The following is a 17,630-nucleotide window of genomic DNA, read 5'->3' as shown; positions in this document are numbered from 1 at the left end:
AAATTTAAGGCAACAGGAATTTTCTGATCGTTCTTAAAAAATCAGAAAACCAGTAACAAATTTACAACAAAGCAAAAGCTCTAGAGAATACTGGCAATGGTTTGTGCTTTATTTACCGTTTCCTGCCATTCATCCCCGGCTACAGAATCTTTGGTGATCCCTCCACCCACATAGATTAGGCTATCTGGAGCCTGATATTGCATACAGCGTAAATTCACAAAAAGTCGGGTTTCGGGAGTAAGTGTTTTATAAGCCAGATTTTCTACATTACGGCGGTTACGAGGCTTCGATTTGTCTTTCAGGATATTTAACTCCCCTAAAAAACCCGTGTAAAATAAACGGTTGTAACCTTCATAGTGCTCTATAAAAGTTTGCGCATCAGCGCGGGGCAATCCGCACACTGCAGGGGTGGGATGCAAAGCCTTTATGAGTTTTGATAAATCGAAATCAGCACGATTAAAGCTTCCGGATATGCAGGTTCTTAAATGCAGAAGATTACCGGCTCTATAGGTTTCCCGCTCCCGGATTTCTATCTTCTTAAGATCAAATGTGTTCAGTCTTGAAACCAAATCCTGAGTTACCAGCTCCTGCTCTTCCTGCTCCTTAAAACCCCAGTTTACATCAAGATCGCCCTCGTACTTCTGGGTACCGGCAAGCGCCATGGTTTCAAAATGATAGCCGCTAAGAGATACCAAAGTTTCGGGCGTAGCCCCAAGCCATGTACCTACCTGGGGATGACTCCATAAATACACAAAGGCATTGGGATATTTTTGAAGCAATCTTTTAAACAAAGTTACCGGAGATGTATCTGCAACAGTTGCCTTCTGCCTGCGTGACAACACTACTTTTTGCAGACCGGTTTCACGTATTTTTTTCACCGCTTCTTCCACAATACCTATATGCTGCTGCTGTTCTTTAAGCGAAAAGTTTAATGGTAATGGTATTTCCGGCAGGCTTTCTTCAAAATCTTCTAAAGCAATTGCAGCAGGATTCCCTGCAATCAATACCGCCTTGTCATTTGAATTAAAGGGAGCAAAGACAAAACCGCTTTCGGTGAAATCTTCTGTATAATGAACCTGATCACCTTCCTGAGACAGGTATTTGATACTTGAATCTGAAGGTTTGCGATATGCCACAAACGGCTTTTGCTCAAGAATGTTTTCCTGCAATTGACTGAAGAGCACTGTGATGTTCATATCAGGATTTGGGTAAAGCAATTGTGGTAAGTTTTACCAGAGAAATCAATTGATCTTCTTCATTGGTAATACGTATTTGCCAGAGTTGTGTCGTACGGCCCTTATGCAGTATTGAAGCTTTAGCATAAACAAAACCTGTTTTGATACTTTTTACGTGATTAGCCGAAATCTCAAGACCTCTTATCATAAAGTTTTCGGCGTCGAGAAACATAAAACTGGCAGCACTGCCTACACTTTCTGCCAAAGCTACCGAAGCACCACCGTGCAACACCCCATCAGGCTGATGCACACGCGCATTTACGGGCATTCGGGCAACTAAAAAATCTTCAGCTGCATCTACGAAAGTAATTTCAAGGGTTTCCATAAGCGTATTTCGGCAAATGGCATTGGCCTTCTCTAAAAGCAATTCTTTGGTATCCTTATTCATAAAGCAGATAAATAATTTAAAGTTATGGGGTTATACACAAGCGGCGCTCAAAAATCAGTTTTTAGTAACTTGCGCAGGCAGGTAAAGATACTTAATCATACAGGATGAGCGAAGAAAAAACCGTTAGCTACAGGACGACCAACAGTTATGAGACATGCAACACGTTTACAGCAGATACACAGAATATCTGGTTGGTTTTTCACGGTCTGGGACATTTAAGCCGCTACTTCATTAAGCATTTTGAAATGCTCAATCCTGCCGAAAACTATATCATTGCACCACAGGCAACCTCCCTATATTACCAGGATAAACGCTATAAATATGTGGGCGCCTGCTGGCTTACCCGTGAAAATCTGGAGCAGGGTATAAACAACAACCACGCCTACCTTGAGGCTTTGTACGAAGAAGAGTTAAAGCCTAAACTTAAGGTTAACAGGCGTCTGATTATTATGGGTTTTTCTCAGGGTGTTTCCGTGGCCATGCGCTGTCTGCATTCCAGAAATCTGAATTGTGATCAAATCATTTTACATTCGGGCAGCATTCCCAGATCCTTTGATATAAATTCATTTAAAGAATTAGTTACTTCTACTCCCGTACTGGTATATGGAGCAAAAGATCCGCTCATTACCGAAGATCGATTGAAATCGGAAATGGAGTATGCACGTGAAATTTTTGGCCGAGAACCCAGGGTGATTCGTTATGACGGCGGTCATGAGGTTGACGAAAACAGTCTTAAGAGACTGGCTGAAGAAACAGGCAGGGCTGAAAAATAATTCGGTTTCCTTTTTAAATTGGTACTAACTCAGAGATACCCTAATAGTTAGAATTCAGGGATTTAGTTAAATGTTTGTGCGTTTCGTCGATTTTATTTGCAGATAAAAGATATATCCACGTATCTTAGAGGAACATAACAAACCCACCCAACTTGAATGAACCGATACCTACTTATGCTTACGGCATTTTTTATGTCTGTAAAGCTGATTGCTCAAATTCCCAAATCTGAGCACGCAGCACTTCTAGATCTTTACCATGCAACTGACGGCCCTAACTGGTTTATAACCTGGGATACTTCCTTACCTCCTGCTCAATGGCACGGAGTTAGTATTGTAAATAATCACGTTACCGGACTCAATCTTAGCCGCAATAACCTCACAGGCAGCTTACCGGAAAGCATGGGTAACCTGTCAAACCTGTTTTTTCTCGAATTGTATTTTAACAAGCTTGAAGGCGCATTGCCTCAATCATTGTATCGACTTCAAAATTTGAGACGTCTTGTTTTAAATGCAAATCATTTTGACGGAAAAATTCCGTCATATATATATGATCTGACAAATCTTGAAGTTTTATTACTGGCCAGTAACCATTTTACGGGTACGGTAAGCAACAACATACTTAAGTTAAGAAAGCTCAGAGTGTTCAATGTATTTGATAATTGCCTTAGCGGAAGTTTTCCTGCTGCCCTGCTTCGTTTAAAAGAACTTCAGGAACTGAATATAGCAGCCAATAACTTTACCGGAAGCTTACCCGGTGATCTGGCTGAAGCATCATACTTAAAATCACTTATTCTTTTTGATAACAATTTTCAAAATCAAAGCGAATTTCAAAAACTCCTTAATGAGCGTCCGCAAAAATCTCACGCGATTATAATGGCCTCGTACTAGATTAGTTTTTTTGTTTCGTGTTAGTTTTTAGTTGGTTGAAGAGTCCGGGGTGGTTGCCGGACTCTTTTTTTTTTGCGAATAACAATCCACAAGAGGTACGTTTATAGATTAGCTTAATTTAAATTGTAAGAATATTCTTATTTTAAGTAGAAAATTTAAATATTTTGTAAGTTTTTTCCTAAATAAAAAGCGCGTTAATCTATTTATAGTTGTCGTACGTCGGCTATTAGAAAAGCTGAACTTCTAAAAAAACCTAAAAAATAATATCTTTATACTTGTACTAATTAACTATATTGAAAAAATCGTTCTCAGATTGTGTATTTCAACGAATATATTTGCATTTAAAGGTTAAACGGTATTATATTTACGCCATAGAACAATTAAACAAGTCCAATATGAAATCAATTATTACTTTTATCGCAGTTGCTTTTCTAAGTTTAAACGCTGTTGCTGAGGTTAATAGCTCTCAAAAGCAAGCTTTGATTGATTTATACAATGCTACAAATGGCGCCGAGTGGAATAAAACCTGGGATTTGAATGCAGATGTTTCTACCTGGTATGGTGTGCGTGTTGTAAATAACACTGTTGTAGGACTTAACCTTAGTATGAACAATCTTAACGGAAAACTACCTGAGTCTCTTGGTAATCTGGAGTCTCTTGTAACACTTGAAATGTTCTTCAATAAATTACAGGGTACTATTCCTTCTTCAATAGGCAATCTTAAAAACCTTAAAGTTTTAGTTTTAAATGGCAATCATTTAGAAGGTGAGTTACCAGAGTCTATTTACCAATTGAATAAATTAGAGCAGTTAATGCTTACCAGTAATAATCTGAGCGGTGCTTTAAGTGATAAACTTTCAAACCTTGCCAGCCTTCAGGTTTTAAATCTTTTTGATAATAACATTGGTGGTCAGCTTCCTGTAGAAGTTTTAAAACTTCAAAATCTTAAAGAGTTGAATTTATCTAATAACGAAATGTACGGGGCTATTCCACAAGGTCTTGATGCTATGGCCAATTTAGCTACCATTGCCTTAGCCGACAATAATTTTGAAAAAGATACTGACGGTTACGCTTTTAACAACAGCACTTTTGAAACCAAAGCTTCTATAGCTTCAAACGAATAAAACGATACCCCAAATCATAATTATTTAGTTTTAAGTTGGTCAAGTAAGCCTGTCACGCGCAAGTGCGGGCTTTCTTATTTTAGGCATTTTACTTTTCTTCAACCTGTAATTTTGTTGGTTTGATAACAAAAGGTGTAAACCAATCCCAGGTGAGACCTACTGAAAATCGCGGATAACTGTCTACAAAACGGTAGTTATAATCATCATAACCAAATGCAAAGCGTGCCATCAAACCAAAATCAGAATCCCAGGGATATAACGAAACGCTGGTTTCTGAACGAAATGGATCTGCAGAAGGATGTACATCAGGATGCCAGTAAAGTCTTTGGGTTACACTATACCTCCATTGATTAAAGTGTGCGGTGTATTCATAACCTGCTTCAACCTGATGCCTGCCATAAATAGCAATGTCTTCAGGATTGTATCCTCCGAAATTAAAAGCTCCTAAGAATCTATTGTGATAGAGCTGATAAGTAAGCGTAAACGAACTGGACTTTTGCATATAGTTACGTGCGTCAAAAGTATTGATGCGGTAATTGAGCGACAGGCGGGTAAGATTGGTTGAAAAATTACCGGACTCGCGATTCAGCAGGGCCGACAGATCGGTATCATCGGTAATATCGTCATACAATGCGCTGCTTTCCGGACTATTATCTGCAAACTGTGTACTGAAGGCCGATTTACTCTGTCCATTAGAATAATGACCTGATTCTATTGCAGCCGTAAGAAAATTGTCATTTTCGGTCTTTATGATCGATTGCCAGCCGATGAAAAACTTATAAGAGGGTGTCTTAACCGGTTTTGAATTTTCATCATAAATACGCAAATGCGGCTGTATGCTCAGGTAAACCGCATCACCATTAGTAATGGTATCCCTGTTAAGCGCACTACGAATGTCATTATAAATACTGTAATACACGACAGGCTTGGCTTCCAGCAAAATACGTTCATACGCATTGTTACCACTTCCTCCGGCGAGGAAGGGTCTTTCGGCTATAGGAAAGTAATCCTTAAAACCTTTAGATTCCAGCTTCTGTGCTGTTAGCGAGCTTGCCATTAGAGCAAAAAAGCCTAAGAGATGTAATCTTAATTTCATAATGTCCGGGTTTAGATTGTAAAATTGCGAAATGCATATGCGAAGTCGTTCTTTTTAAGAAAACTTTGTTAAATGGTACAGTTTATGAAACCTTGTAGATTTAAAACAGTCTATTAAAGAGATCAAACTAATAGCTGTATTTTTACGGGTATTAGTTTGATCTCTGATTAAAACCTCAATATGAAACAGTTTATTATTGCCCTTTTTGTTGGGCTTTTGAGTCAGTTCTCTGTAAACGCGCAAGGTACCGTTGCCCATATCGATATGGAACAATTATATACCCTAATGCCCGAAAACGATCAGGCAGAACTCGAGCTTAGCCGTCTGCGACAGGCGTATCAACAAAATTTTGAAACCTCTTATCGCGAATATCAGGCTCGATTTGTAAAGTATGAGGATGAAGCCCCTACCCTGTCTCCTGAAGAAGACGCTAAACGTAAAAGCGAATTGGAACTGATGGAACGCAATTTGGCACAATCACAACAGAATATTGAAAAGCAAATCGCCGAAAAGAAAGAACTCCTCTACGGTCCTATTCGCATTAAGGCCCGCGAACTGGTTACTAAAATCGCAGAAGATCTCGGCTTTCTTTATGTTCTCGATTCATCAAAAGACAACGGTTTGGTGATGGCTAAAGGCAAAGATTTGATGCCTGATGTGAGACGTTCTCTTGGTAATCGATAAAAAAATCAACCGTATTAACTAAATAACCGGTATTTAAACCCCGATGTAAGTAGCTTCGGGGTTTATTTTTAACAGCGTCTCTAAAATCCCGTTAAAATTAAATGACTGATTTATGAAATTACTGCTGCTTCAGGCACTATGAATTAAGTTTATTTAAATTGTTTTTTCTGGAATTCGTAAACGCTGCAACTTTTTGTGGGTATTCTCCTTTGGTAAACCAAAAAAAGGATTCACGCAACCTTTTCAAGGTTTTAGTATCTTGTTATTCAATAAATAACACTATAATCGTGAAAAAATTACTTCTCCTTTTTATGGCTCCCCTTCTTATGGCAACCCAATGCGATGATGAAGATCCCTTGTTTAGAACCGAATATTTCATTCAAAACAGCTCATCAGTAGAATTGGTATACACTTCTGAAACTGCCGGTGAAGTGGTAATCCCTGTAGGTCAAAGCCAATTTATTGCTGTGAATACCAATTCTGACACCTTTGTTGCTCCCGGTTCTGTTGTTGATGAGATTCAATTATACGTTGAAGATAGTGCCGGCGAACTGGTTTTAGTCTATCAACAGCAACCCATAGAAAATGAGGTTTGGACATTTGAAGAACTGGAGACTTACGATGCGCAGTACACGCTGGTCATAACCGATATAGAACTTAATTAGAGACACAACCTCTAAATTCCTTTTCATTTTAGTGCATTACCTGCCAGTAGCATCTATCTAAGAAAGAATTCTGGCTTCTTCAAGTTCTCGTTTCAATTTATTGGGATTGTCTTAAACGAGTCTGCTATTTTAGTGAAAACATTTTAGAACAGGTGGTTAAGTAAAAATGATTTTCATTTTTATGGATTTCCGTAATAAACTTTCCATTCTTAGATGTATTTTTAACAAACCGATAACACAAAAGTGTTTTATTATGAAAAAACTGCTCATCATTGCATTTATTTTTTGCTATTCTTTAAAAGGCTTTACTCAAGACTACAACGATTTAGGAAACTTTAAATTTGAAACTCTAGAATCCTACAAGACTGCTGAACCGAAGGTTTTAGAAGCCGCAAACTATTTATTCGAAAACCCCTCAAATATAGCTGAACTTAAAAGAGTCAATGCCATAAGATACATTATAAACTGGATGCAGGGTACCCCAGATTACACATTTGAAATCAGCAGTGAAGCAACAGATTTAGCAAAAGGAAATTCTGATTTACTAAGCCTTTATATGGCTGCTATGACCAAGGTAGTTCTTGATAATCCTGACATAGTCTTAACTAATAAGGAAATTTATGACCGTTCAGAAGAATTGCTCATTTCCTATTGCGCAAAGCCTGAGAATAGTATTAAGCCTTCTCGGAAAATTAAAAAATTAATGAAATCCCAATAGCATTAATTAAAACAGGATTAAAGTCTGAAATAATGACGCCATTTTTAAATCTATTCTCTATATCAAAGCCATTATGAATAACCAGATATGTAAGCTTTTAACACTACTTTTTACATTTTCTTTTACGGTACGTGCCCAGATAACCTTCGAACCGGGTTATTATATTACAGATCAGGGGCAAAAAGTAAATGGTCTCATTCAAAACGATGATTGGGGAAATAATCCGTCTGCCTTCGAATTCAAAACAGATGCTTCTGCAAAAGCCCAAACAAAGGACATTAATACAGTAAAGGAATTTGGTGTTGACAATGTATCAAAATATATACGTGCTACCGTTGACATCGATAGGTCTGCCAATGATATTGCCAATATGAGCATGGACAGAAATCCGGCATTTCAGAAAGAAACACTCTTTCTGGAAGTATTGGTCGAGGGAAGCGCCACTCTCTATAAATATAAAGATGGTCAATTAACGCGCTATTTTTTTAGGGTTAAGGATTCTGAAATATCACAACTGATTTATAAAACTTATCTTTTTGAAAACCGAAAAACCCTGGAAAACAAAACTTTTCAGCAACAATTATTTAATGAAGTTAATTGCAAGGGAAAAACCATAAAGCAATTGATAAATCTTGATTACACAAATAGCGACTTAACAGACTACTTTCTTGAACAAAACATATGTTCGAACGTGCCATTTGTAAATTATGAAATCAAAGGAACAAAGTCAGATTTTAACCTATCTGTACGAGCGGGTATTAACTTCACAGACCTTGTAGTTTTAAATCCGGTATCTAGTAGTCGAAATATTGAATTTGGAACTAGTACAAACGCTCGTTTCGGGCTTGAAGCTGAGTGGCTATTACCATTCAATAAAAACAAATGGGGTATTACATTAGAACCCTATTACGAATCCTATAAAGGAGATTATTTTAGAGAAGGAAATTCAGGGCCTTCAAGTGACTTTTTCAGCACTATTGATTATCAATCCTTGAGTGTACCAATTGGTATTAGATATTACTCATTTTTAAATTCAAATTTTGCAGCTTTTTATAACATCGGTTGGCAATATCATTTTGATTCAAATGATGAAATCATTAACTCACGAGGTAATACCACACAAGGCACACTTGAAATAAGGGCAAGTCAAAGTTTCTTCCTTGGTGCCGGTCTTAAATACCGGGGACGCTATTCATTAGAATTCAGATATAACACTACTCGTGATCTAACAACCAATCTTATGAGTATCTCTAGCGACTATAAAGTAATGAGTCTTATGTTAGGTTATAAACTCTTCTAGTTTAGAAGTTTAAACTGATTATAAAAACAATTCATACCAAAAGGCTTTGATAATCAATTCCTTTTAAAGCAGATGCAGGTATTTTTCGCTAAGTGTAACACGTGTTACGTAACCTTCATGCAAGTTTTTGGTTCTTTGCCAGACTAAGATGAAGCATTGAAAAAGAAACCCCTTAAAACCCCCTGTACATGAATTGGATTTATGATCCCTGGCCCTGGTATGTGTCAGGCCCCCTGATTGCGCTTACCATGTTTATTTTACTTTTTGCCGGCAGACAGTTTGGCATGTCGTCTAATCTTCGAAACCTCTGTGCGGCTTCGGGTGGCGGTAAAGCCGCAGATTTTTTCAAATTTGACTGGAAAAAAGAACGCTGGAATCTACTGGTTATGGTAGGTGCTGCTTTGGGAGGTTTTATTGCCTCGCAATACCTTTCAAACAATACGGTTGAAATCAATCCTGATGTCGCTCAAAAACTGGAGACTTACGGTATTTATTCGGCTAATGAAGCCTATATGCCTACCGAGATATTTAGCCTGGAAGCACTGAGCGATCCGGCTAACATCCTTATCCTTATCATTGGTGGCTTTCTGGTAGGTTTTGGCGCACGTTATGCGGGCGGTTGTACTTCGGGCCACGCCATTTCAGGTTTAAGTAATTTACAGCTCCCCTCCCTCATCGCCGTGATTGGTTTTTTTGCCGGTGGCATGGTGATGATTCATTTAATTTATCCCTTACTATTCTTATAATGAAAACTTTATTTTATTTAGTTGTAGGAACTTTTTTCGGAATCCTGATGTATAAGTCTGAAGCCGCCTCGTGGTTTCGCATTTACGAAATGTTTGAATTTGGCTCCTTCCATATGTATGGGATCATTGGCTCCGCTTTGATTTTAGGTATTTTGGGTATACAACTCATCAAACGTTTTGACATAAAAACACTAAAAGGTCAGGACATGCATTTGAAGCCTAAAAATAAAAGCTTCTACCGGTATGCGATTGGCGGAACTCTTTTTGGTTTGGGCTGGGCATTGGCAGGTGCCTGCCCCGGACCTATGTATGTACTTGCAGGTGCAGGCTACGTTTCTATCCTTATTGTAATTTTTGGTGCCTTACTGGGTACCTTTATTTACGGTTTGTTACGAAATAAGCTTCCGCATTGATAATTAAGATTGGTCCCTAGCCTTTCTGATTTTGTATTAATGTTGATAAAGCCTCCTTAACGGGGGCTTTTTTAATGCACGAAGTTTCCTATTTTTACCCCTAAAGTCACAAAAATGCTCATTATTGGTATCGCCGGGGGAACCGGCAGCGGTAAAACAACGGTAGTCAATCAAATTGTACAGGAACTTCCCGAAGGTGAGGTGACCGTTATCTCGCAGGATTCGTATTACCGGGACACGTCGCATTTGAGCTATGACGAGCGCGTAAAAATCAATTTTGATCATCCTAAAAGCATCGATTTTGAATTGCTTTGTGAGCATCTCGAACAATTGCGCAGGGGTGAAACCATAGAACAACCTGTTTATTCGTTTGTAAAGCACAACCGCACCAGCGATAAGGTAATCACGCATCCGCGAAAAGTCGTAATTGTAGAGGGTATTTTAATTTTGACCCATCCTGAAATACGGGATCTTTTTGATGTAAAAATCTACGTTCACGCAGATTCAGATGAGCGCCTTATACGTCGCCTGAAGCGGGATATTGCAGAACGCGGTCGGGATTTAGAAGAAGTGCTTACGCGCTACCAGACCACTTTAAAACCGATGCACCAGCAGTTTATAGAGCCTACCAAAGAGTATGCAGATATTATCATACCTTATAACCGTTACAATACCGTGGCAATAGATATCGTTCGCAGTATTATCAACGAGCGTCTGGTCTAAACTAAATACGAACACTGTGTCAATCCTTAAAAAACTTCGTCAAAAAAAATGGTTTCGTATTTTAGGGAATAAGTACGTGCTGTTTCTAGTGATTTTTACCGTTTGGATGGTCTTTTTTGACACCAATTCCTGGTTTATTCATGACGAACTGGACGATGAGATAGACAAGCTTGAGGGAAACCGGGCTTATTTTAAAGAGCAAATTCAGCAGGATCGCAATCAAATCAATAAGCTTAAAGACAGTCAGGAACTGGAGCGATTTGCCCGCGAAGAATACCATATGAAAAAAGAAGGCGAAGAAATTTTCATCATCGAGTATGAAGACAGCCTTAAACTCAAAGAAGATGAATAACCAGCCGGACGAAAATTCGAGTAAAAAAACTAAATCTGCCATTGACGCGGTTTTTGAAGCCAGTCAGGAAGTGCCAGACAAACGAACCGGACTGTTTGCCGAATTTGATCCCGTAAGCGAAAAAGGATTTAAGCAACGGATTCAATACGATCTTAAAGGCGAAGATTATAACGACTCCTTGGTTTGGAAAAGCCCGGAAGGCATTCACGTAAAGCCTTTTTATCATCGGGAAAGTACAACGGTCACTTCAATTCCCGGACAGCCGCAATCCTGGCAGATCGCTGAAGAAATTTATGTTCTTGACGAAAAACAAACAACCAGAACTGTACGTGAGGTGCTTCAGAAGGGTGCCGAAAGTTTAGTTCTAAAAGCAGATAAACCTTTTGACAGTAAAAAATTACTAAATGCGCTTCCGGCGGAATCCTTCAGTCTGTATTTTAACCTGAGTTTTTTCGACCCTGAATTTATGCTTTCGCTTTGCGAAAATTTAAAGTCAAAACCCTTTAAATCTTTTCTCAACATAGATCCGGTGGGCAATCTGGCCTTTACCGGAAACTGGTTTTCTGATCAAAAAACCGATTTTAAAGGCCTGGAACGCCTTTTTTTAAATAGTGCGCACGATAACGTTATAGGTATTGATGCGACGGGATATCAAAATTCGGGAGCCACGGCTGTTCAGCAATTGGCCTATACTCTTGCTCACGCCAATGAATACCTCAATCATTTTGGCGACCAACTCAAAAATCAAACACTCACGTTTAAAGTAGCCGTGGGCTCTAATTACTTTTTCGAAATTGCAAAAATTCGTGCCCTGCGCCTGCTTTACGCAAGTCTGGCATCAGAATACAAGCTACCGGAAACATGTCACGTACTTGCAACTCCTGCCCTGCGCAACAAAACGCTTTACGATTACAATACCAATTTACTGCGCACCACGACTGAAGTCATGAGTGCGGTTTTGGGCGGGGCAAATGCGATTTGTAGTCTGGCTTATGATGCCATTTACCACAAGACCAACGAATTTGGCCAACGAATAGCCCGCAATCAATTGCTCATTCTAAAGCACGAAAGCTATTTTGATCAGGTAACAAATCCCGCAGAAGGCGTTTATTATATTGAGGCATTGACCACACAGCTGGCAGAGCAGGCGCTGACCCTGTTCAAAGAAATTGAAGCAGGTGGCGGACTCGTGACTCAACTCATTGAAGGAAAAATTCAGAATAAAATAAAGGAAGCTGCTGAAAAGGAACAGGCGCTTTTTGATACGAGCGAAAAAATTCTGGTAGGGACAAACAAATACCAAAATACAGATGATCTTATGAAAAACGAGCTGGAGTTATATCCTTTCCTTAAAGTCAAACCCCGCAAGACGCTCATACAACCCATTATCGTGAGACGTCTTTCGGAAGCGATGGAGCAAAAACGCCTGAACGATGAATAGACTGTTATTTTTTGTGTTAATCGTACTTCTTGTTTCGTGCAAAGAAGTCGTTCAAACCGCGACCAGCTTATCAAAAGCACCTGAACAACCCGAGCTTATAGCTGATCAGGGCAGCTATTTTAGCCTCGATAAAGACGCGGTATCAATCTACCTGCCCAATACTTTTGAAAAATATACGATTAGTCAGTATGAGTACGAAGCAAAGCAGCTTAATGATAGTATTACTGATCCTTTCATAACTTTATTTACCAATTTACGAGATCATGTAAAAGGTAATTTCTACCTGCTCTACGATAAGGAAAATTACTCGTTTTGCGCAGTCAATAGCCTTTCCTACTTCGATTTTAAAAGGCAGGATGCCAAGTATATGCTTGCGATGATCAGGAAAAACCAACAGGATGCGTCGGGCCCTGATCTGTTCTTCGAAAAGCAAACCGCAAAGTACAGTGCCACAGATGATGTAAAGATCTTTAAAGCTGTTTTTAAACTTTCCAATTTTGATGAAACGCTAATTAATTACAGGCATATTTACCTTATAAGTACCCGGAATAATCAAACCTTTCAGTTTATTTTCAACACGCCTTTTGAAGCTGATTTTGATCCGTTTATTCGCCGAATGAAAATTTAAACTATGCGCAAAAACCTGCAACATCTTAAAATTAAAGCGTTTCAAGCGGATAGCATTTCGAGCGATTCTCAGCTTACTGCCGAAGAAATCACGGTTAAAAAACAGTACACCGCTCGGGATCTGGAGAACCTGCAACATCTGGATTTCGCAGCAGGTATTCCGCCCTATTTGCGCGGTCCGTATAGCACGATGTATGTGAGTAGACCCTGGACGATACGTCAGTATGCCGGTTTTTCTACCGCCGAAGAAAGCAATGCGTTTTACCGCCGCAATTTAAAAGCCGGGCAAAAAGGACTTTCAGTTGCTTTTGACCTCGCCACCCATCGTGGTTATGACAGCGATCATGAACGCGTGGAAGGTGATGTGGGTAAAGCCGGTGTTGCCATTGATAGCGTTGAGGATATGAAAATCCTTTTTGACCAGATTCCGTTAGATGAGATGAGCGTCTCGATGACCATGAACGGCGCAGTGCTTCCCATTATGGCGTTTTATATTGTTGCTGCCGAAGAACAGGGCGTAAAACCCGAAGAATTACAGGGAACCATACAAAATGATATTTTAAAAGAGTTTATGGTGCGCAACACCTACATCTACCCTCCTGCCCCGTCGATGCGCATCATTTCAGACATTTTTGAATTTACGGCCAAAGAGATGCCAAAATTCAATTCGATCTCCATTTCGGGTTACCATATGCAGGAAGCCGGTGCAACCTGTGATATCGAACTCGCTTATACGCTAGCAGACGGACTCGAATACCTACGCACCGGTATTGCCGCCGGAATGAGTGTAGACGACTTTGCGCCCCGGCTGTCGTTCTTTTGGGCGATTGGGATGAACCATTTTATGGAAATTGCCAAAATGCGTGCGGCGCGTATGCTCTGGTCGAAAATCGTGCAGCAATTCAATCCTAAAAATAAAAAGTCGCTTTCCCTGCGCACCCATTGCCAGACCAGTGGCTGGAGCCTTACGGAGCAGGATCCGTTTAACAACGTGGCGCGAACGACCATAGAAGCGGCTGCTGCAGCTTTTGGCGGAACACAAAGCCTGCACACCAATGCGCTCGATGAGGCGATCGCCCTGCCTACCGACTTTTCGGCACGTATTGCCCGCAATACGCAAATCTATTTACAAAAAGAAACCGAAATCACCCGAACGGTAGATCCCTGGGCGGGAAGCTATTATGTAGAAAACCTGACGCACGAAATCGCCGAAAAAGCCTGGGCTCACATTCAGGAGATTGAAGCGCTTGGCGGGATGACCAAAGCCATTGAAAAGGGAATTCCCAAACTGCGTATTGAGGAAGCCGCTGCGCGTAAACAAGCCCGTATAGATAGTGGTCAGGATATCATTGTGGGCGTCAACAAATACCGCCTGGACAGCGAGGATGATATCGTTACCCTTGAGGTTGACAACGATGCCGTGCGCAAATCTCAAATAGAGCGTCTTAAAACCCTAAAAGCAACCCGGGATTCTAAAGCTGTTGAAAAAGCCCTGGCCGATTTAACAACCTGTGCCGAGACCGGCGAGGGTAATTTGCTAACTTTAGCAGTAGCGGCAGCCCGTAAACGTGCTTCTTTAGGTGAAATTTCGTCTGCACTGGAGGAGGTTTACGGCAGACATAAAGCACAAACCAAATCTTTTAGCGGCGTGTACAGTAAAGAAATTAAAAAAGATCCCGCTTTCGTGAAAGCCCGGGAACTGGCAGATCATTTTGCAAAACTCGAGGGGCGTCGGCCCCGTATTATGATCGCCAAAATGGGCCAGGATGGCCACGACCGCGGAGCCAAAGTAGTCGCAACCGGCTATGCTGATGTAGGCTTTGACGTTGATATTGGTCCGCTGTTTCAAACCCCAAAAGAAGTCGCCCGCCAGGCGGTAGAAAATGATGTGCACATCCTGGGCGTTTCCTCCCTCGCGGCAGGCCATAAGACTTTAGTCCCACAGGTTATTGAAGAACTCAAAAAACTCGATCGTGAAGACATTATGGTAATCGTGGGTGGCGTGATTCCGCGTAAGGATTATCAATTTCTGTTTGACGCCGGCGCAGTGGCGGTTTTTGGACCCGGTTCAAAAATCAGTGAGGCCGCGATTTCGATTTTAGAGATTTTGTTGAAGACTTTTGAGTAACCAATTATAAGGTTGCAATACAGGTTTCAACCAGAATTGAAATAAGATTGAACATTTTGAAATGCAAAGCAGATTGCAACTAAGCTTTTAGTAGTTTCATTCTAAATAGCTAAACAAACACTCTTTTTTTTACTTAAAAATTTATTAAAATAATTTGATGATATATATTAGTAGCTTTTAAAGCTGCTATGTTTAAACCAGTTACTTGCTTATTCCTTTCCGTATTCAGCTCTCTTTATTCGTATTCTCAAATTGATATCGAGCCCACAACCGAAGATGTAATTTTCGCCAAATCCCTAAAAGAACAATATCCCGAAGCTTCCGTTGTGTTAGATCAAAGTGAAGATTTTTTCGCTTTTGGCGTAAATAGGAATACTCATAAAGTAGAGGTTATTCAGGAAATTCAGGAATCTTTAATAAATATTGATCCACGTTCAGATATTCAAAAATATAGCTTTTATGACTCCCAGTCTTCCGTTGATCGGTTTGATATTAAGGATTTGAAAGGTAGACGCATCGACACTCCTGTAAAAGAGGAAGCTTATAAAAGTAATGAACTGTTTTACAATGATGCCAGGGTAAAATATGCCAATATTAACTTTCCCGTTATCGGCTCAAGGGCAACCAGTTATATCAAAAAAGAATATAAGGATATTAAATACCTGACTAAGGTATTTTTTAATGATGATTATCCCATTTTAAAAAAGGTAATAAGGTTTGAGGTGCCTTCCTGGTTAGAATTAGAGTTGAGAGAGATGAATTTTGATAATCTTTCAATTACCAAAGAGGTTATTCAGGGAGAAAAAAATAAAACTACTACCTATATCTATACCTTAGAAAACGTACCTGCTTTTTATAGGGAATCAGGTACACCGGGGCCGACGCATATTTACCCGCATATATTAGTACTTGCTAAATCTTTTCAGGATGGAGATAATCAAAAGCAAGTATTGTTTGAATCTACAAAAGACCTGTACGCGTGGTACAAAATTCTTGTCGAAGATCTTAAAAACGACAACACCTCAATAAAGGAAAAAGTTGCCGAATTAACTCAGGCTGCTGTAACTGATGAAGAAAAAATAAAAAACATCTATTATTGGGTACAGGACAACATTCGCTACATAGCTTTTGAAGATGGCATCGCAGGTTTTAAACCCGATGAGGCTTCAAATGTTTTTGAAAAAAGATATGGCGATTGTAAGGGAATGGCAAATTTGATTAAGCAAATGTTAATTGAAGCGGGCTATGATGCACGACTTACCTGGATAGGGACAAATAGGATTGCTTACGATTATTCTATCCCAAGTTTAGGCGTAGATAATCATATGATTTGTACACTGTTTAAAGATGGTGAAATGATCTTTTTAGACGGTACAGAAAAATTCAATCCCCTGGGAGAATACGCATTTAGAATTCAGGGTAAGCAGGCATTGATCGAAAATGACGAAGACTTCATTCTTAAGGAAGTACCTGCAATCAATTCAACATTTAATAAAGAAATTCAAAATTATACGTTTACAATCGTAGATGATAAACTAATTGGAGACGCCACCAAAGTCTTTAACGGTGAAAGTAGAACCAGTTTACTTAATTTTTTTGATTCCTTTAAAAAGGAAAATAAAGATGAGTTTCTAGGTTATTACTTAATGAATGGGGACAATAATATTGTTGTGGATGATATCGTAACAAATGACCTCTCTGACCGTGAAACAACCTTAAATATCGCCTACAAGATCAATGTCAAAAATGCGGTCTCCTCCTTTGATAATTCGGTATATATTGATTTGGACATTAATAAAGAGTTGAAAGACTTTTTGCTGGAAGAAAGAAAAACAGATTATCTCTTTGACTACAAAAAGAATTTAGAATCTACGACAATCCTCGAAATCCCGTCTGAATATCTAGTTGAACATATTCCTCAGGATTTAAGTGTTTCATCACAAAACTTTGATGTGCAGGTTTCTTTTGAAAAACTTGAAAATAGCATCGTGTATAAAAAATCCTTTAATATCAAGAATGCCAAAATTGAAACCTCAGATTTTGAGCAGTGGAATGAATTCATTTCAAATTTAAGGGCTATCTACAATGAACAAATCGTACTCTGTACGTCCCTGATATAGGTTGACCACTTAAACGTGATTAACAATGAAATCCAACGTACAAATCATCCAAAAGAGGCGTGTTTATTCTGAGAGTTTTAAGCGTCAGATCGTCGAAGATTTTGAATCCGGTAAGTATAGTGCTAGCCAACTATCGATGTTGCACAACATACCTTGTGTTAGTATTTACCGATGGATTTATAAATTTTCTAACTTTAATGAGAAAGGAT

19 protein-coding genes are annotated in these 17,630 nt (G+C 39.4%); 16 read left to right on the top strand and 3 right to left on the bottom strand.

Features of this window, described 5'->3' with window-relative positions; genetic code table 11:
• Positions 1-80: 80 nt before the first annotated feature.
• Together LLW17_RS11360 and LLW17_RS11355 are read right to left on the bottom strand one after the other, a co-directional pair.
• Positions 81-1,196, bottom strand: a complete 1,116-nt coding sequence (locus LLW17_RS11360) for a chorismate-binding protein (RefSeq protein WP_228230385.1) — start codon at positions 1,194-1,196, stop codon at positions 81-83.
• A gap of 1 nt (position 1,197) precedes the next feature.
• Positions 1,198-1,623 (bottom strand): PaaI family thioesterase, encoded by a 426-nt coding sequence (locus LLW17_RS11355; RefSeq protein WP_228230384.1) that lies wholly within the window; start codon positions 1,621-1,623, stop codon positions 1,198-1,200.
• Between the two features lie 104 nt (positions 1,624-1,727).
• On the opposite strand from LLW17_RS11355, the gene LLW17_RS11350 reads away from it, so the two are divergent.
• The 3 genes from LLW17_RS11350 to LLW17_RS11340 all read left to right on the top strand — a co-directional run bounded on the left by LLW17_RS11350 (position 1,728) and on the right by LLW17_RS11340 (position 4,408).
• A complete protein-coding gene (locus LLW17_RS11350; RefSeq protein WP_228230383.1) occupies positions 1,728-2,396 on the top strand; it encodes an alpha/beta hydrolase in 669 nt (222 codons plus the stop codon).
• Between the two features lie 156 nt (positions 2,397-2,552).
• Positions 2,553-3,284 carry a leucine-rich repeat domain-containing protein gene (locus LLW17_RS11345; RefSeq protein ID WP_228230382.1) on the top strand — a complete coding sequence of 244 codons (732 nt, stop codon included), beginning with the start codon at positions 2,553-2,555 and terminating at the stop codon, positions 3,282-3,284.
• A 395-nt stretch (positions 3,285-3,679) separates the two neighbouring features.
• A complete protein-coding gene (locus LLW17_RS11340; protein ID WP_228230381.1) occupies positions 3,680-4,408 on the top strand; it encodes a Two component regulator three Y domain protein in 729 nt (242 codons plus the stop codon).
• Positions 4,409-4,496: 88 nt separating this feature from the next.
• Here the strand turns inward: LLW17_RS11340 and LLW17_RS11335 are convergent, their stop codons facing one another.
• A complete protein-coding gene (locus LLW17_RS11335; protein WP_228230380.1) occupies positions 4,497-5,504 on the bottom strand; it encodes a hypothetical protein in 1,008 nt (335 codons plus the stop codon).
• Between the two features lie 180 nt (positions 5,505-5,684).
• Between LLW17_RS11335 and LLW17_RS11330 the strand changes: the two genes are divergently transcribed.
• The 13 genes from LLW17_RS11330 to LLW17_RS11270 form a co-directional block, all read left to right on the top strand.
• The gene (locus LLW17_RS11330; RefSeq protein ID WP_228230379.1) at positions 5,685-6,188 is read left to right on the top strand and encodes an OmpH/Skp family outer membrane protein; all 504 of its coding nucleotides are present in this window, start codon (positions 5,685-5,687) and stop codon (positions 6,186-6,188) included.
• Positions 6,189-6,475: 287 nt separating this feature from the next.
• A complete protein-coding gene (locus LLW17_RS11325; RefSeq protein WP_228230378.1) occupies positions 6,476-6,853 on the top strand; it encodes a hypothetical protein in 378 nt (125 codons plus the stop codon).
• Positions 6,854-7,106: 253 nt separating this feature from the next.
• Positions 7,107-7,571, top strand: coding sequence for a hypothetical protein (locus tag LLW17_RS11320; RefSeq protein ID WP_228230377.1), 465 nt, complete (start codon positions 7,107-7,109; stop codon positions 7,569-7,571).
• A gap of 73 nt (positions 7,572-7,644) precedes the next feature.
• Positions 7,645-8,871 carry a porin family protein gene (locus LLW17_RS11315; RefSeq protein ID WP_228230376.1) on the top strand — a complete coding sequence of 409 codons (1,227 nt, stop codon included), beginning with the start codon at positions 7,645-7,647 and terminating at the stop codon, positions 8,869-8,871.
• 188 nt (positions 8,872-9,059) lie between these two features.
• Positions 9,060-9,617: a YeeE/YedE family protein gene (locus LLW17_RS11310; protein WP_228230375.1), complete on the top strand. Its 558-nt coding sequence runs from the start codon at positions 9,060-9,062 to the stop codon at positions 9,615-9,617.
• Positions 9,617-10,030: a DUF6691 family protein gene (locus LLW17_RS11305; RefSeq protein WP_228230374.1), complete on the top strand. Its 414-nt coding sequence runs from the start codon at positions 9,617-9,619 to the stop codon at positions 10,028-10,030. The genes LLW17_RS11310 and LLW17_RS11305 overlap by 1 nt, the downstream gene beginning before the upstream one ends.
• A 114-nt stretch (positions 10,031-10,144) precedes the next feature.
• The gene (gene udk / locus LLW17_RS11300; RefSeq protein ID WP_228230373.1) at positions 10,145-10,753 is read left to right on the top strand and encodes a uridine kinase; all 609 of its coding nucleotides are present in this window, start codon (positions 10,145-10,147) and stop codon (positions 10,751-10,753) included.
• A 16-nt stretch (positions 10,754-10,769) separates the two neighbouring features.
• Positions 10,770-11,105 (top strand): FtsB family cell division protein, encoded by a 336-nt coding sequence (locus LLW17_RS11295; RefSeq protein ID WP_228230372.1) that lies wholly within the window; start codon positions 10,770-10,772, stop codon positions 11,103-11,105.
• Positions 11,098-12,546, top strand: a complete 1,449-nt coding sequence (locus LLW17_RS11290; RefSeq protein ID WP_228230371.1) for a methylmalonyl-CoA mutase subunit beta — start codon at positions 11,098-11,100, stop codon at positions 12,544-12,546. The genes LLW17_RS11295 and LLW17_RS11290 overlap by 8 nt, the downstream gene beginning before the upstream one ends.
• The gene (locus LLW17_RS11285) at positions 12,539-13,174 is read left to right on the top strand and encodes a hypothetical protein (protein WP_228230370.1); all 636 of its coding nucleotides are present in this window, start codon (positions 12,539-12,541) and stop codon (positions 13,172-13,174) included. Before LLW17_RS11290 ends, LLW17_RS11285 begins: the two co-directional genes overlap by 8 nt.
• Positions 13,175-13,177: 3 nt before the next feature.
• Positions 13,178-15,301, top strand: a complete 2,124-nt coding sequence (scpA, locus tag LLW17_RS11280; RefSeq protein WP_228230369.1) for a methylmalonyl-CoA mutase — start codon at positions 13,178-13,180, stop codon at positions 15,299-15,301.
• Between the two features lie 188 nt (positions 15,302-15,489).
• Positions 15,490-17,421, top strand: a complete 1,932-nt coding sequence (locus LLW17_RS11275) for a transglutaminase-like domain-containing protein (protein ID WP_228230368.1) — start codon at positions 15,490-15,492, stop codon at positions 17,419-17,421.
• 25 nt (positions 17,422-17,446) lie between these two features.
• A partial coding sequence (locus tag LLW17_RS11270) for a transposase (protein ID WP_228228726.1) occupies positions 17,447-17,630 on the top strand: 184 nt, incomplete at its 3' end.

Source organism: Leeuwenhoekiella parthenopeia, assembly GCF_020782115.1.
Classification (GTDB): Bacteria; Bacteroidota; Bacteroidia; order Flavobacteriales; family Flavobacteriaceae; genus Leeuwenhoekiella; species Leeuwenhoekiella parthenopeia.
The sequence above is the reverse complement of the archived record's forward strand: the minus strand, read 5'-3'. Positions and strand labels throughout refer to the sequence as shown.